General features: G+C 73.9%; 13 protein-coding genes. 5 read left to right on the top strand and 8 right to left on the bottom strand.

Annotated elements, in window-relative coordinates; all coding sequences use genetic code 11:
* Positions 1-14 precede the first annotated feature (14 nt).
* Complete coding sequence (locus WCS02_RS01835; protein WP_340288878.1) at positions 15-1,022, top strand: EcsC family protein; 1,008 nt, start codon at positions 15-17, stop codon at positions 1,020-1,022.
* A gap of 91 nt (positions 1,023-1,113) precedes the next feature.
* Here WCS02_RS01835 and WCS02_RS01830 read toward each other — a convergent pair whose 3' ends face one another.
* From WCS02_RS01830 to WCS02_RS01815, 4 genes are all read right to left on the bottom strand, one after another.
* The gene (locus WCS02_RS01830; RefSeq protein ID WP_340288875.1) at positions 1,114-4,191 is read right to left on the bottom strand and encodes a DEAD/DEAH box helicase; all 3,078 of its coding nucleotides are present in this window, start codon (positions 4,189-4,191) and stop codon (positions 1,114-1,116) included.
* 115 nt (positions 4,192-4,306) lie between these two features.
* Positions 4,307-5,431, bottom strand: a complete 1,125-nt coding sequence (locus WCS02_RS01825) for an endonuclease/exonuclease/phosphatase family protein (RefSeq protein ID WP_340288871.1) — start codon at positions 5,429-5,431, stop codon at positions 4,307-4,309.
* Between the two features lie 96 nt (positions 5,432-5,527).
* Positions 5,528-6,121 carry a YdeI/OmpD-associated family protein gene (locus WCS02_RS01820; protein WP_340288868.1) on the bottom strand — a complete coding sequence of 198 codons (594 nt, stop codon included), beginning with the start codon at positions 6,119-6,121 and terminating at the stop codon, positions 5,528-5,530.
* Between the two features lie 74 nt (positions 6,122-6,195).
* On the bottom strand, positions 6,196-7,242 hold the full coding sequence (locus WCS02_RS01815; protein WP_340288865.1) for an NAD(P)-dependent alcohol dehydrogenase: 1,047 nt from the start codon (positions 7,240-7,242) through the stop codon (positions 6,196-6,198).
* Positions 7,243-7,474: 232 nt separating this feature from the next.
* On the opposite strand from WCS02_RS01815, the gene WCS02_RS01810 reads away from it, so the two are divergent.
* The gene (locus WCS02_RS01810) at positions 7,475-8,035 is read left to right on the top strand and encodes an AMIN-like domain-containing (lipo)protein (protein WP_340288862.1); all 561 of its coding nucleotides are present in this window, start codon (positions 7,475-7,477) and stop codon (positions 8,033-8,035) included.
* Positions 8,036-8,118: 83 nt separating this feature from the next.
* A complete protein-coding gene (locus WCS02_RS01805; protein WP_340288859.1) occupies positions 8,119-9,030 on the top strand; it encodes a 2-hydroxyacid dehydrogenase in 912 nt (303 codons plus the stop codon).
* A gap of 4 nt (positions 9,031-9,034) precedes the next feature.
* Here the strand turns inward: WCS02_RS01805 and WCS02_RS01800 are convergent, their stop codons facing one another.
* Positions 9,035-9,853, bottom strand: coding sequence for a GAP family protein (locus WCS02_RS01800; protein WP_340288856.1), 819 nt, complete (start codon positions 9,851-9,853; stop codon positions 9,035-9,037).
* 44 nt (positions 9,854-9,897) lie between these two features.
* Between WCS02_RS01800 and WCS02_RS01795 the strand changes: the two genes are divergently transcribed.
* Together WCS02_RS01795 and WCS02_RS01790 are read left to right on the top strand one after the other, a co-directional pair.
* Positions 9,898-10,533, top strand: coding sequence for a TetR/AcrR family transcriptional regulator (locus WCS02_RS01795; RefSeq protein WP_340288853.1), 636 nt, complete (start codon positions 9,898-9,900; stop codon positions 10,531-10,533).
* Positions 10,534-10,643: 110 nt separating this feature from the next.
* Positions 10,644-11,435 (top strand): hypothetical protein, encoded by a 792-nt coding sequence (locus WCS02_RS01790; protein ID WP_340288850.1) that lies wholly within the window; start codon positions 10,644-10,646, stop codon positions 11,433-11,435.
* Positions 11,436-11,499: 64 nt separating this feature from the next.
* Here the strand turns inward: WCS02_RS01790 and WCS02_RS01785 are convergent, their stop codons facing one another.
* From WCS02_RS01785 to WCS02_RS01775, 3 genes are all read right to left on the bottom strand, one after another.
* Positions 11,500-12,144 (bottom strand): endonuclease, encoded by a 645-nt coding sequence (locus WCS02_RS01785; RefSeq protein ID WP_340288847.1) that lies wholly within the window; start codon positions 12,142-12,144, stop codon positions 11,500-11,502.
* A gap of 114 nt (positions 12,145-12,258) precedes the next feature.
* Positions 12,259-13,479: a VWA domain-containing protein gene (locus WCS02_RS01780; RefSeq protein WP_340288844.1), complete on the bottom strand. Its 1,221-nt coding sequence runs from the start codon at positions 13,477-13,479 to the stop codon at positions 12,259-12,261.
* Positions 13,476-15,369 (bottom strand): DUF5682 family protein (locus tag WCS02_RS01775; RefSeq protein WP_340288841.1); only part of this gene is annotated, 1,894 nt, incomplete at its 5' end. The genes WCS02_RS01775 and WCS02_RS01780, both read right to left, overlap by 4 nt.

The raw sequence follows: 15,369 nt of genomic DNA, 5'->3' as shown, positions 1-15,369 counted from the left end.
CAGCAGGAGGCGGCGTGAATCTGGACGGACAGCCAAACCGGGGGCCGGGGGCCATGTCCCCGTACGAGCGGGAGCAGTGGCAGGATCTCAATAAGTATTGGGAGCGGAAGTCCAGCCGGCGTGGCATGCCGAAGGCGGTGGCCAGTAGCGGTCGGGCGGTGTCGCGAGCAGCCGGCGGGGCCGCTGCTGCCGCGGGTCGAGTGGTCCCGGGGCCGGTCAAAGCCGCGGCGACGAGCGTCGGCGACACGATCGCCGATCATGCGCTGCAGCCAGCCCTCAAGGGCGCCGTGGGACTGATCGAACTGGTTGACGCGTGGGCCACGGACCTCATCGACCCTGCTTCCGTCGTCAAGCTGGCACGCGCCCGCGGAGTGGACATCGGAGACTTTTCGGAACTCAGTGGACGGGACCTACGTGACTGCGACCGACTGGTCGCTCGGGACACGCTCAAGTGGCGGACGGCCGGGGCCCTGGAAGGAGCCGGGATGGGCGCCGTCGCGCTGATCCCGGTTGCGGGGCTACCGCTGTCTGTCACCGCTGACGTGGTGATACTGCAGATCTTGAGTGTCTCCATCGCCACCCGCATCGCTTACTCATACGGGATTGATGGCGCATCACCCGCGGAAAGTGATTTCATCACGGAGCTGGCAACCGGTGCTCTTGCGCGGCAGGCGACGAAGATCGTGCCGCTGCGAGACGCTGGGCGCGCCCATCAGGCGGCTGCCAAGCGTGTGCGCTGGTCTCCGAAATTGCGCGACGACCACGTGCTAGTCGCGAAGCTGGAGCAGTTCATGGCCAAGTGGTACACGGGCGGAAAGGTGCCCGTGCAGCACATGTCGAAGGCACTTTCGGTCTTCGCCATCGTGGTGGGAGCTGGTGTGAACGCGACCACGCTCGGGCGTGTGTCCTCGCACGCGCAGCGGTACTGCCGGACTCGATTCCTGGCTGAGAAGTACGGCTTGGAACTACCAGCGGCGCTCAGGAAGGGCGACGTAGCGGAGGATCTAGGCCACGACTTCTGAGGGGCGCACCTCTGTCGCGCCTAGCAGGCGGGCTTCGGCGACGGCGGAGAGCCTGTTAGTCCTCCGGTTGCGCATGCATAAGGCCACCCCCTCACGCCACCACGGACGCCGCCCGGAACGTGTCCACCGGCATCCCGTGCCGCAGCCGCCAGGTGATCGCCATCGGCCGCTCCCCCTCGTGCGACACGTATGTCGCCGGCCCCAGGCACTGGTAGGTGGCCGCACCGCCCCAGCCGGTGCTCCTCGTGGGCCGGACGAACAGCAGCACGTGGCTCCCCCGCTCCGCGTGGTGGACGTACCGCTGCCCCGTGGCGGATGAATCCGCGGTGGCGTTCTGGGACTCCCAGTGGAACGTGTCCCGGCTGATGGCGTAGTCGCTGTACATGGTCTGCGGCGAGAAGTGCCTCTCGTCCTTGGTCAGCGTCACCAGGAACGCGTCTGTCCGAGCCTCGGGGGCCCAGACCACGCCGGACGCGTGCCCCTGGGTCTTGCGCGGCGAGACGCCGTCGATCCCCGCCCAGCCGAGGGCAGCGAGAATCTCGTCTCGGCTGTAGTGGGCATGGGTCTGAAGCGTGACCTGCTGCAGCCCGGCCTCCAAGGGCGCGGTGACGTGCTCCGCGCCTGCCAGTCCTAGCTCGACGAGCTGACGGAGCTCGTCCCGTACGGCGGGGTGGGCAGCGAGGACGTCGAAACCCTCCTGGTAGGTGACGTGGCCGCCCCCGTTGGGCCACAGCGAGAAGAACATCATCCGCGCGAGGCGCTGCTCCCGCTCGGACAGCTGGTCGTAGCGCCACCCGTCGCCGAGCAGGCGGACGTACAGCGCTGCCCGCTCCGGGTCGTCGACGTGGGCGAAGGCGCTCGTCCGCCCGAGCAGCTGCTGCTCGACCGGTCCGGCCTCGGGCGTGGGGAGGCCAGCCTGCCGACGCAGCTGTGTCCAGGACCCGGCCCGGAACACGTCCGCCAGCTCGCGCCCGGCCTCCCGCAGCCAGCCGGCCAGGGGCAGGTCGCCGTGGCTGCGGACCTCGTGCAGCAGCTCCTTGCGGTTGAGCCTGAGCTGGCGGCGGACGTTGTCGAGCACGACGTCCCGGGCCACCGCGTCGAGCACGAGCTCGCACCCCGACGGCAGGAGCCCGAAGCCTGTCTCGAGCTGGCGCTCGAGCCCCGAACGGCTGGCACCGGTGAGGGCGCGGTACTTGAGGTCGAACCGGAACTGACGGCTCTGCTGCCCGATGAAGTCCAGCACCGTGAGCACCGGCTTGTCGGCGGTCCGGCGCAGCCCGCGACCCAGCTGCTGGAGGAAGACCGTCGCGCTCTGCGTCGGGCGGAGCAGGAGAAGGGTGTCGACGTCGGGGACGTCGAGGCCCTCGTTGAAGAGGTCGACCGCGAAGAGCACGTTGACCGTGCCGTCCTTCAGCGCCTGGAGGGAGTCGGCACGGTCCTCACGGGAGGTGGCGCCGGAGACGGAGCGCGCGGGGATGCCCGCCGCGTTGAACCGGTCGGCCATGAACTGCGCGTGCTTGACGGACACGCAGAACCCCAGCGCGCGCATGCGGGTCGGGTCCAGGACCTTGTCGCGGAGCTCCTTGAGGACGATCCGGACCCGGGCGTCGTCAGCGGTGTAGAAGTTTTCCAGGTCGCCGGTGCTGTACTCCCCCGCACGCCAGTCGAGGCGGGACAGGTCGGTCAGGTCGCTGATGCCGAAGTAGTGGAACGGGCACAGCAGGTCGTTCTCCAGGGCGTCCCACAGGCGCAGCTCGGACGCGATCCTGCCGCCGAAGAAGGACAGGATGTCGAAGTCGTCGCCACGTTCGGGGGTGGCGGTCAGGCCGAGCAGCTCGTCGGGCTGCAGGTGCTCCAGCAGCCGGCGGTAGGTCGCTGCCCCGGCGTGGTGGAACTCGTCGACGACCACGACCTCGAACTGGTCGGGGGCCAGGCGCTGCAGCCCGTCCGCGGACAGGCTCTGCACGCTGGCGAAGACGTGCCGCCACCGGTCCGGCACCTCGCCCCCGACGTACAGCTCGCCGAACGCCCCGTCGGCCAGGACCTCGCGGTAGGTCCGGAGCGACTGCTCGAGGATCTCCTTGCGGTGCGCCACGAAGAGCAGGGAGGGCCGGCCCGGCATGCGGGCGTAGTCCAGGGCCGCGATGACGGTCTTCCCGGTGCCGGTCGCGGCCACCACGAGGTTGCGGTGGTGCCCGTGCGTCTCGCGCTCCACCCGGAGCTTGTCGAGGATCGCCTCTTGGTGCGGGTAGGGACGGACCTCGAGACCGCTGATCGTCCGGGTGACGGTGCTGCGCTCCTGATGCCCGCCGGCGACGGCGAGCGCCTGGTCGAGCCTCTCGCGGTCTGTGTCCGGGTCGTAGGTGACGAAGGCGGGGTCGGCCCAGTAGGTGTCGAACGTCGCCTCGAACTTGGCCGTCAGCTCCGGCGTGTGGGAGCCGGCGAGCTTGACGTTCCACTCCAGCCCGTCGAGCAGGGCCGCACGGCTGAGGTTGGACGAGCCGACGTAGGCGGTGTCGTAGCCGCTGCGGCGGCGGAACAGCCAGGCCTTGGCGTGCAGCCGGGTCGACTGCGTCTCGTAGTTGACCTTGACCTCGGCGCCGAAGTCGCGCACCAGCCGGTCGAGTGCCGTGCGATCGGTGGCGCCCATGTACGTCGTGGTGAGGACGCGGAGCGGGACGCCTCGCTGCCGCAGGTCCGCCAGCTGGTCCTCGAGGACACGGAGGCCGTACCACTTGACGAACGCGCAGAGCAGGTCGACGCGGTCGGCCGTGGCCAGCTCGGCCCGCAGCTCGGCACCGAGCTTGGGGTCGGTCGTGGAGTTGGTGAGCAGCGCGGGCCGGGACAGCGGGACGGCCGGACGGGTGCCGAGGAGGGTCCAGACGCCGGGCTGCTCCTGCCGGGCCACGGACAGCAGCTGCTGAGGGCCGGGCTCGACCGCGTCGCTGTCGATCTGCGCGAGGAGCGTGTTGACCATCGCGACCCGGTCGGCAGGTGCGAGGCCGGCGAGCGCACGGGCGACGCGGCGGCCGACGTGGTCGCCGAGAGCCGTGGCCTGCTGACCGTCGGGCACGTCCTCGGTGATGGCCCGCAGGTCCGCGAGGCGGGCGAGCAGGTCGCGGGTGAGGAGGCTCTCGTAGATGCCGGTCGGGAGAGCGTCGTCGGCCACAGCCGGCAGCTTGGCACGGACGGTGACGCTCGGTGGGCGGAACGTGCGCAAGTCCTGAGCCGTCAGCCGGACGGCAGCGCGCGCGGCCGTCCGGCTGGGTCAGCGCGCTGCGCGGCTACAGGTCGAACCCCGCGACGACCCCCGCATGGTCCGACGCCCAGAACGGCGGCACCCCCTGGAACGGCACGTCACCGACCACGACGGCCTCACCGGGCACCGCTCGCGCCGCACCGCGGCTGAGGACCAGGTCGATCCGGGTGCGCAACGTGGACACCGGGTTGTTCAGGGCTCCCGGCGCCAGCGGCGGGGTGCTCGAGGTCTGGCAGCAGGTGAGGCCAGCGCCGAGGAGACGCTCGTCCCAGGCGTCGCGGAACCTGCCCCGGGCGGTCAGCTGCGCGTACGACGTCGTCGAGGACCCGTCCGCGGCGGAGTTGAAGTCGCCGGTGGCGATGACCGTCCCGCGCCTGCCGGGGCCGGCGAGGAACTCCGCGGCCTGGGCCTGCTGCACGGCCGGGAACGCCTCGGTCTCCAGGTGGGTGTTCACGAAGCGGAACGGCTTCCTGTCCAGCCGCGCGTCGATGCTCACCCAGCCGCGGTCGAACGACAGCGGCCCGACCGGCGACGGCAGCAGCGCCTGCGCCCGGTACCGGCCGCTCTGCGGGTTGCTCCAGGTCAGTCCGGGGGTGTCGTCGTTGACGAGGATGACGTCGCGGTCCTGGAGCCGGACCGCGCACGTGATGGTCGGGCCCGGCTGTACGCAGCCCTGCGTAGCCAGCGCCAGCGGGGCGGGACCGATCGAGGCGTTGTCCACCGTGGCGGCGACCGAGTAGTCGAGCCCGCGCGCCTCGAGCGCCTCCTGCAGGACCGGGAGGAAGTCGTAGCCGGGGGGCGGGTTGACGCCCGACGTCGTCCAGCGCGTCACCTCCTGCAGCCCGACGAGGTCGGGCGAGGTGGCCTCGATCTCGTCGGCGAGCGCCTCGGCGCGGGCGGGGAAGTCGGTGTACTGCACGGTCGCGTAGATCCGCGCGACGGCGGCGACGAAGCCCTCGGGGGTGGTCGCGGTCAGCGCGGGCGCCAGGCTCGAGCCCAGGTACAGGTTCCGGGTCATGACGACCAGGTCGGGGTCCGAGCCGGGGGCGGCGGACGCCGGCACTGCCGGGACCGCGGCGACCAGTGCGGCGGTGAGCGCGGCGGTCAGCACGCCGAACGCTCGGCGGGTGAGAGAGCGGGGCTCGTGCACGGGGCCTACCTCCGTCGGTCGGGCCGATGCCAGTGGACGGAGCGTAGGCGGCGGGGTCGTCGAGCGGAGGTGATACGGACGTACCGGTCGCCGGTCCTACCGAGCCTGCTTGCGCGGGTACACCGTCTCCCCCCGCGCGAGCATCGCCACGTTGGCCTGGATCCGCCGGGCCCGGGTCTCCGGCTTGACCGCGGTGACCACCCGGTGCAGGACCGCGTACCGGTTCGTGGCGTCGAGCTCGGCGAACAGCGCCTGGGCTGCGGGCTCGGCGGCGAGCGCGGCGACCAGGTCCTCGGGCACCTCGATCGTCGCGGGGCCCGAGTACGCCGCGTCCCAACGGCCGTCGGCCTTGGCGCGCTCGATCTCGGCATGGCCGTTGGGCTGCATCCGGCCGGCCTCGATGAGCGCGGCCACGTACCCGACGTTGCGCTTGGACCAGATGCTGCGGGCCCGGCGCGGGGTGAAGCGCTGCCGGTAGACCTGGTCGTCGACGCTCTTGGCCTGCCCGTCGATCCACCCCTGGCACAGCGCCTCCTGCAGCGCCTGGGCGTACGTCAGGCTCGTCGGCTCCGTCGTGCCCTTCTTGGCCAGCGTGAGCCACACGCCGGGCTGCTCGTGCACGTGCTCGGCGAGCCACTCCCGCCACGCGTCGACGTCGGGGACCGTCAGCTCTTCCGCCTGCTCCGCCACGGGCACACCCTCGCAGCCGGGTACGACGACGGCCCGCCCCCCAGCAGGGGGACGGGCCGTCAGGGTCGCTGGGGTCAGGCCAGAGTTGAGGTGTCGATGACGAAGCGGTAGCGCACGTCGGAGGCGACGACACGCTCCCAGGCCTCGTTGACCTGGTCCGCGCCGATGACCTCGATCTCGGCGCCGATGCCCTTCTCGGCGCAGAAGTCGAGCATCTCCTGGGTCTCGGGGATGCCGCCGATGGCCGAGCCGGCGAACGAGCGGCGGAACGGGATGAGCGAGAACACGGCGACGTCGAGGGGCTCCGGCGGCGCACCGACGTTGACCATCGTGCCGTCGACGGCGAGCAGGCCGAGGTACTGGTCCAGGTCGAGCTTGGCGCTCACGGTGTTGACGATGAGGTCGAAGGACCCGGCGAGCGAGGTGAACGTGTCGGGGTCGGAGGTGGCGTGGTAGCTGGTGGCGCCCAGGCGCAGGCCGTCCTCCTGCTTCTTCAGCGACTGCGACAGCACCGTGACCTCGGCGCCCATGGCGGCGGCGATCTTGACGCCCATGTGGCCGAGGCCGCCGAGGCCGACGATCGCGACGCGCTTGCCGGGACCGGCGCCCCAGTGGTGCAGCGGGGAGTACAGGGTGACGCCGGCGCACAGCAGCGGCGCAGCCTCGTCGAGCTCGATGCCCTCGGGGATGCGGAGCACGAAGTCCTCGGTGACGACGATCTGCTGGGAGTACCCGCCCATCGTGGGCTCGCCGTCGCGGCCGACCGCGGCGTACGTGCCGATGTTGCCCTCCAGGCAGTACTGCTCGAGGCCCTGGGTGCAGCTGGAGCACTCGCGGCAGGAGTCGACCATGCAGCCGACGCCGACGCGGTCGCCGACCTGGTGCTTGGTGACCTCGGCGCCGACCTCGGCGACGGTGCCGGCGATCTCGTGGCCGACGACGATGGGGTAGGTGACGTCGCCCCACTCGCCGCGGGCGGTGTGGATGTCTGAGTGGCAGATCCCGGCGAAGGCGATGTCGATGCGGACCTCGTGCGGGCCGACGTCGCGGCGCTCGATGGTGGTGCGCTCGAGGGGGCCGTCGGGGGTGAGGGCGGCGACGGCGTTGACGGTCGTGGGCATGGTGGAGTCCTCTCGGTGGCTCGGTCACCGCAGCGGGCGGCCCCGGCAGGGGCCTCGCGGCTGCGCCCGGTGGGGGCACGGGCAGCGCGCGCTCGTATGCGGTGTCCCTCATGCAACCAGACCGGGGCCGCCGGTGCCCGCCGAGGAGGCCCCCGGAGGATGCCCTGTCAGTACACCCTTGCGACCGCCCGGGTGGCGTCAACCTGCGCGGGTCGCCGCGCGTGTACGGGGCATGAAGACCGCCGTCTCCCGCACCGTCGCTGTGCTGGCGCTCCTCCTGCCGGCTCTCCTGGTCCCCGCCACCGCTGGTGCCGCCGCGTCCTGCGGCACCGGCTGGGGATCTCTCCCGAAGACCTCCGCCGCCACCGTCTCCCCCTCCTCCGCGCCGGGCGACCTGGTCGCCCTCCGCTCCGGCCGCCACGCCTGCTTCGACCGCCTCGTCGTCGACGTCGACGGCTCGACGCAGGGGTACTCCGTCCGCTACGTCGACCAGGTCCGCTCCGACGGCTCGGGCACTGTGGTCCCCACCGCCGGGGGCGCACGCCTCGAGGTCGTCGTCGGTGCCCCCGCCTACGACGACGAGGGGATGGCGACCTTCGTGCCGCCGACCGGCCAGCGCCTGCTCGACGTGGGCGGCTACGCCACCTTCCGCGAGGTGACGTGGGCCGGCTCCTTCGAGGGCCAGTCGACCGCCGGCCTGGGCGTCCGGGCGCGGCTGCCGTTCCGGGTCCTCGCCCTGGACGGGCCGGGCACGTCGTCCCGGGTCGTCGTCGACGTCGCCCACCGGTGGTGACGGCCGGCTGAGGACCCGGTGACCCCGTCACGCCGGTCTGCCCCGGGGAGCGGGCCGGCGGGACGGGCACCTACGGTCGACCCATGCCCTCGACCGTCATCGTGTTCACGCAGGAGGGCCTCGACGCGCTGTCCGGGGCCGACGAGCTGGAGCCGGTGCTCGTCGACGCCGGCGACCGGAGCACGTGGCCCGGGTCGGCCCGCGCGGTCGTCGCCGCGGGGGCGTCGAGCGACGACGTGCTCGAGGTCGTGCGTGCCGTCGAGGGCGTCGAGGTCGTCCAGACCCTGTCCGCCGGGGTCGAGACCTGGCTCGGCCGGCTCCCCGACGGGGTGTCGCTGGTCAACGGCCGCGGGGCGCACGGCGGCGCGACCGCGGAGTGGGCCGTCACCGTGCTGCTCGCGATGCGCCGCGGCATCCCCGGCTTCGTCCGCCAGCAGGACCGGCACGACTGGTCCGACGCCGGCTCCCCCGGCCTGCAGGGCGCCCACGTCCTCGTCGTCGGCGCCGGCGACCTGGGCGAGCAGACCCGGCTGCGGCTCGACGGGTTCGGCTGCACCGTGACGCTCGTCGCCCGGACCGCCCGCGAGGGCGTCCGCGGCACCGACGAGCTTCCCGAGCTGCTGCCCGACGCCGACGCCGTGGTGCTCGTCGTCCCGCTCACCGACGCCACCCGCGGCCTGGTCGACGCGGCGTTCCTGGCACGGATGAAGGACGGCGCCGCTCTGGTCAACGCCGCGCGCGGCCAGGTCGTCGACACCGACGCCCTGCTCGCCGAGCTGCAGGCCGGCCGCCTCGTCGCCGGACTCGACGTCACCGACCCCGAGCCGCTGCCGGAGGACCACCCGCTGTGGGACGCCCCAGGCTTGCTGCTGACCCCGCACGTCGGCGGGCAGACCGGCGGCTCCACCGAGCGGGCGTGGGGCGTCGTGCGGGAGCAGCTGCTCGCGCTGGCCCGCGGCGAGCGCCCGTCGAACACCGTCGGGGACGAGTACTGACCGCTCAGAACAGCCGGAGGGCGACCGCCGCGTCGCGCGCCAGGAGGAACCCGGCGATCGCCGCCACCCACAGCACGGCCTCGCCGCCCGCCCGCCTCGACCAGCCCTCGAGCCGACGCAGCAGCGGCTCCACGCGCTTTGCGGCCAGCACGCGGAAGGCGACCAGGAGCAGCGCCGGCAGCACCATGACGAGGCAGTAGCCGACGAGCACGAGCACCTGCGTGCCGGTGGCGAGCGGGGTGGAGGCGAGCAGGGTCACCGCGCCCAGGTACGGCAGCATCGTCGCGGCCTCGAGCAGCACGGCCACGGCCGCCAGGGCGAGCAGCCCGGTCGGGGACCCGCCCTCGGCGGCACGGTCGCGCCAGCGGACCAGCCGCCCGGTGGGCGCGCTTGGTGCGTGCGCGGGCGCCGGGGCGAACGTGCCTCCCTGTGCTTCCTGTCTCCCCGCGTCGGCAGCACCGTCGGCCACGTCGACGGCGGGACTGCGACGCCGCCCGAGCCGACGGCGCCACCGCTCCGGCAGCAGCGCCCACGCCAGCAGCAGCACACCGACCACCAGCTGAGCGACCAGCACCGCCCTCGGCCGGTCGGCCCCGCCACCGTCGGAGGCACCGGACACCGCCTCGACGACCACGTCGGCGCCTGCGAGCAGGGCCAGCCCCAGCAGCCAGTACACGACCGCGACGACGGCGAGGTAGCCGAGCACCGCCCGTGGACGGATGGTCGGAGCGAGCAGGAGCCACGCGGGCAGGAGCAGCGTCCCCACGCTCGTGCTGTCGACGAGGGCGAGGACGGGCAGCGCCGCCAGGGTGCTCCAGTCCATGCGACCAGGGTGCCATACGATCGTATGGGTGCGACGATCCTGCCGTGCCGGACCCACCCTCCCCGTCGGACACGGTGCGCGACGCCGTGGTCGCGGTCATCTCCGAGCAGGGGCTCGAGGGCACGTCGGTCCGCCGGGTCGCCGCCCGCGCAGGCGTGTCGATCGGGGCGGTGCAGCACCACTTCCCCACCAAGGACGCCATGCTCGCCGGGGCGATGGTGCGGCTGGAGGAGGTCTACCGGCGGCGCCTCGACGAGGAGGCGTCGCAGCTGCCCGACCGGCCGGACGCCCGGCTGCGCGCGACCGTCCGCAGCCTCGTGCCCGCCGAGCCCGACGACCGGTCCGACACCGCGCTGTGGCTCGCCTTCGTGGCACGCGCCGCCGTGCACGGCCCGACCGCCGCGCTGCACCGGGAGACGTGGCAGCGGGCGGAGGACGGCATCGCCTGGCTCGTGCTCGCCTGCGGTGCTTTGTCCGAGGGTGATGGCACCCCTGCTGCTCCCCCGCCGTGGGCGCGCGACGCGGCGGCCGAGCTGCTCGCGCTCATGGACGGGCTCGCCGTCTCCGTCCTGCTCGAGCCGGGGCGGATGCCGCCGGGGCGGGCGCGCCGGCTCGCCGACGAGGCTGTCGACCGGGTGCTCGACCGCGCCGAGGCAGCCGCGGAGACGCGCACCCCCTGAGAACTCGTGGTGCTTCCGACGGTCCTCGGACGACTTCCGCCAAACACCACCCGTCCGGCCCAGCGGCAGGCTTGACTGCGGCGACCCCCTCACCGACGAGAAGGACCCCCATGCGACTCACGTCCGCGTTCGCCGCCGCCGCGGTGGCACTGCTCACCCTCGGCATGTCGGCAACCCCCGCCACCGCCGCGACCACCACCGTCACCGAGACCGCCCTCGGCTCCACCTGGAGCACCGGCGCTACCGGCGGTACCGGCGGCCTCGCCTTCACCACGGCTTTCGGCGCCCCCGCCGGGCTGGGCACCGGCGCCCTGCAGCTGTCGACGCCCGACTTCGGGGCCAAGGCGCAACTGGTCACCTCCGCCGACCTCCCCCTGTCGGCGCTCCAGGACGCCTCATTCTCGACGTTCCGGGCGGCCTCGTCCACAGCCCCGGACGTCCAGACGCCGGCCATCAACGTCACCATCGACCACAACGGCCCGACGGTGGACGGTGGCTTCGCCGTCCTCGTCTTCGAGCCGTACTACACCTACGGCACCTCGCCGGAGGGCTCGTGGGAGACCTGGTCGGCGAAGGGTCAGGCCAAGTGGTGGTCGACCCGGGCCATCCCCGGCGTCCCCACCAGCTTCAGCAGCTTCGTCGCGCTCGACGACATCATCGCCGCGAACCCGGCCGCGCGGATCTCGTCGTTCGGCGTCAACCAGGGCAGCGGCAACCCCGACCTGCTCGCCGCGGTCGACGGACTCACCGTCGGCGGCACGACGTACGACTTCGAGCCGCGCGTGTTCACCAAGGTCGACTGCAAGGACGGTGGCTGGGCGACGAACTTCCCGGCCGACACGTTCGTCAACCAGGGCGACTGCGTCAGCTACTACGCCTCGGGCGGCAAGACGCACGGCTGACCCGGCCGGGCGGCGGCGGCGGTCCCTCGGGCCGCCGCCGCTGCGTCACCACCCAGGCGGTCCGTCACGCTCCCTGCAGGACCTCTTCCGCCGCGCCGTCGGTGAGCGTCACCCGCACGCAGGCCGACGCCAGGCGCGGCAGGTCGGCAGGGTCCACCAGCGCGGCGAGCTCGTCGGGTCCAGTCGGCAGCCCGACGGCTCGCGCCCCCTCGGCGACCCGGTCGTCGACGAAGGGCGCCAGGGCCGGCCAGACGCCCTGCACCTCGCGGCAGAAGATTGCCGACCCGGTCGGCCCGATGCCCGGCATCTCCTCCAGCAGCGCCCTGACCCCGTCGACGTCGGCGCCCTCGTCGCGCAGACGACGGAGATCGCCCTTCCACCGGTCACGGACCAGGTCGGCGCAGTCGCCGAGCATCGTCGACGTGCGCTCGTCGTAGCGGCGGTACCCGCCCTCGCCGAGCACGTCGACGCGCTGCTGCCACGTCGCCCCGGCTATGGCGTCGGCCGTGCGCATGCCGGCCGAGGACAGCGCCCGCGCGGTGGCCACGGCGATGGCGGCGCTGATCTGCGCCGAGAGGAGGTTGCTCAGCACCAGCAGCCGGAATAGCGGCGACGGCGTGTCCTTGAGCGTGATGCCGGCCTCCTCGGCGTACGTGGTCCCGTACCGCTCGAGGAGCGCGGCGACGGTCCGTGCGTGGTCCTGGGTCACCGGCCCATCGTGCGAGCAGGGTCGCGGCGCCGCACGAGGACGCATGGCGTCAGCGCCGGCCGTGGGTACGGGACACCGGCGGCTGCCTGCTGCGCCCGAGGGGCGGACCAGACGTCACCGTCCCCGGGCGGCCCGCTGCTCCCGCTGCACCCAGGCATCCACGTCACCGCGCGCCAGCGCCACGGCGAGCAGGTCCGGGAAGGCGTCGGGCGTGCAGGCGAAGGCCGGCGCCCCCAGGGCCGCCAGCTCGGCGGCGAGCTCGCCGTCGTACGACGGCGCACCCTCGTCCGACAGCGCGAGCAGCACGAGTACCTGCACGCCGGCGCCGAGCATGGCCTGCACCCGGCGCAGGAGCTCCTCCCGGACGCCGCCCTCGTACAGGTCGCTGATGAGGACGAACAGGGTGTCGCCGGGGCGCCGCACCAGGCCCTGGCAGTACGCCACGGCCCGGTTGATGTCGGTACCGCCGCCCAGCTGGGTGGCGAAGAGGACGTCGACGGGGTCGTCGAGCTGGTCGGTGAGGTCGACGACGGCGGTGTCGAACACGACGAGCGAGGTCCGCAGCGTCCGCATCGACGCGAGCACCGCGCCGAACACCGCGGAGTAGACGACCGAGGCCGCCATCGACCCGGACTGGTCGACAGCGAGCACGACGTCGCGGGCGACGACCTGGCTGCGCCGGGCGTGGCCGACGAGCCGCTCCGGGACGACGGTGCGCTGCTCGGGCTGGTAGTGCCGCAGGTTCGCGCGGATCGTCCGGTCCCAGTCGACGTCGCGCAGCCGGGGCCGTGACGTCCGGGCGGAACGGTCGAGGGCCCCGCTCACGGCGCTGCGGGTGCGGTCGGCGACCCGCGCCTCGATCTGCTCGACGACAGTTCGGACCACCTGGCGGGCGGTGGCACGGGTGGCCTCCGGCAGCGCGCGGGTGAGGCTGAGCAGGGTGCCGACGAGGTGGACGTCGGGCTCGACGCTGCCCAGCAGCTCCGGCTCCAGCAGCAGCCGGTGCAGGCCGAGCCGGTCGACGGCGTCGCGCTGCACGACCTGCACGACGGTCGAGGGGAAGTACGTGCGGATGTCGCCGAGCCAGCGCGCCACCCGGGGGGCAGAGCCTTGCAGCCCCGCCGCCCGGTCCTCGCCCGGCTCGTACACCGCGGCCAGCGCCCGGTCCATCCCCGCGTCGGCACCGGACAGGGTGGCGCCGAGCGCCTCGGCCGACGCCCCGCCGAGGACGAGCCGCCAGCGACGGGCGCGCTCCTCAACGGACGCTGCAGCGGTGGGTCCCTCGTGGACAGGACCGTCCTCGACGGGCCGGTCGACCGCCTGGCCGTCGCTCACCGGGCACCTGCCAGCAGCGCCGCGACCGCACGCAGGGCCGCGTCGGCCTGCTCCCAGTCAACGTCGGGCCCGTCGTCTGCGGCCGCCGCACGAGGTCCGCCGCCGAGCGAGACGACGGCGGAGGCCACCGCCCGGCGCTCCCCCGCGGCGACCGCGCCGAACGCACGGCGCAGCGCGGGCAGGGCGTCGACGAGGTCCCTCGGCCCGAGCCCGACGAGCCAGCCGTCGAGCGCCGCGAGCAGCTGCCGGTCGTGGACGAGCAGCAGCCCGCCGCCGGCGAGGAACCCCTCGACCCACGCGGCCTTGGCCGGGGCCGGCACCCCTACCGACAGCGCCCGGGAGAGCCGGGTGGCCACGTCGTCGCCGGGCAGGTCGCCCGCGTCGTGGAGCAGGCGGACCAGGCGGCCGAGCAGCAGGCCGTGCAGGTCGGCGCGCTCGACGAGCCCGTGCAGGGTCGCCGACCACAGCCGGGTGGCATCGGGGTCGTCGCGCAGGCTGACCGCCCGGTGGACAGCCTCGAGCCGGGTCCGGAGCGCCCCGGCCGCGTCGTCGTCGACGCCCTGGACGGCGACCGGCAGCACCGCGCAGACCCTGGCCAGCAGCGCGTCGGCGACACGGCCGAGCGCGGGGGTGCGGGTACCGCGGACGTCGCCGTAGCGCAGCGACCGGACCACCGGGGACAGCGCGTCCATGAGGTGCCCGGCGTCGCCGGCGTGGCCGGCCCGCTCGTCCAGGGCGGTGAGCACGGCGGGCAGCGCGTCGGGCAGGTCGGCGAGCAGGCAGGTCTCGACGCCCTCGGCGAGGTCGACGAGCGACGAGCCGGTGCCCTCGGCCCGGGACACCATCCGGGCGGTCGCGGCCGAGGCGACCGTCGTCCCCCACAGCGACGCTTCGACGAGCCGGACGGACAGGGTCGGGTCCCACTCCAGCGTCCATGTCTCGCGGAACGTCCCGGTCGAGCGGACCTCGTCGCGGCCGGGCCGCCCCCACGGCAGGTCGAGCAGCAGCAGCCGGCGCAGGAACCGGGACCGCTCGGCGCCGGTCGGCTCGCGCAGGTCGAGGTCCAGGGTCTTCGGGGCCGCCGCCACCGGCAGCCGGAGACGCCGGGCCGTGGCGCGCAGGTCGGCCTCGAGCGGCGTGGTCGCGACGTCGTCGGGCACGGCGCCGAGCCGCTCACCCACCACCAGCCGGTCGGTGACCAGGCCGAGCAGGCCCTCGTCGCCGTCGACGAGCACGGCCCGGGTGACGTCCTGGACCTCGGCCAGGCCGGCGGCGGCGCGCCCGCGCAGGGCGGCGAGGGTGCGGGCGGACCGGACGGCCTCGATGACCGACGCCGTCGACACCGGCAGGTCCTCCTCTCGCAGCACGCCGGCGACCCGGGTGAACCACCCGGCCAGCGGGTCCCCGGTGCCGGCGAAGAGGTGCTCGTACCAGCCGGGCGACGTGATGCCGGCGCCGTAGCCGGACCAGACCCCGAGCCGGGAGTGCGTCCACGGCACCCAGGTGAGCGCCACCTTGCGCCGGGGCAGCCGGGTGAGGAGCTTCGTGTCCGCCGCGGCCGTGGGGAGCCGGCCGGTGAGCGCCGGCGCGTGCCAGGCCCCCACGACGCAGGCGACCGACGAGGCGCCCCCGGTGATCGTCTGGCGGAGGACGCGGCGCATGTGGGCCTCGCGGCGGGCCTCGCGCAGCGACAGCCCGTGCCCCTCGCGCAGCACGGTCATGGCGGCGGTGAGCTCCTCGAACGGGGCGGTGGCGTGCTCCCGGCCCTCGACCACGGCGTCCCACCACCGCTCGGCGTCGTCGTACCCGGCCGCGGCGGCCAGCTCGGCGAGCGGGTCGCCGGGGCGGGTGCCGGCCGGGTCGGCGCGGGGGTCGGTCGCCCCGCCGTCC

It is taken from the genome of Aquipuribacter hungaricus (assembly GCF_037860755.1).
Taxonomy (GTDB): domain Bacteria; phylum Actinomycetota; class Actinomycetes; order Actinomycetales; family JBBAYJ01; genus Aquipuribacter; species Aquipuribacter hungaricus.
The sequence above is the reverse complement of the archived record's forward strand: the minus strand, read 5'-3'. Positions and strand labels throughout refer to the sequence as shown.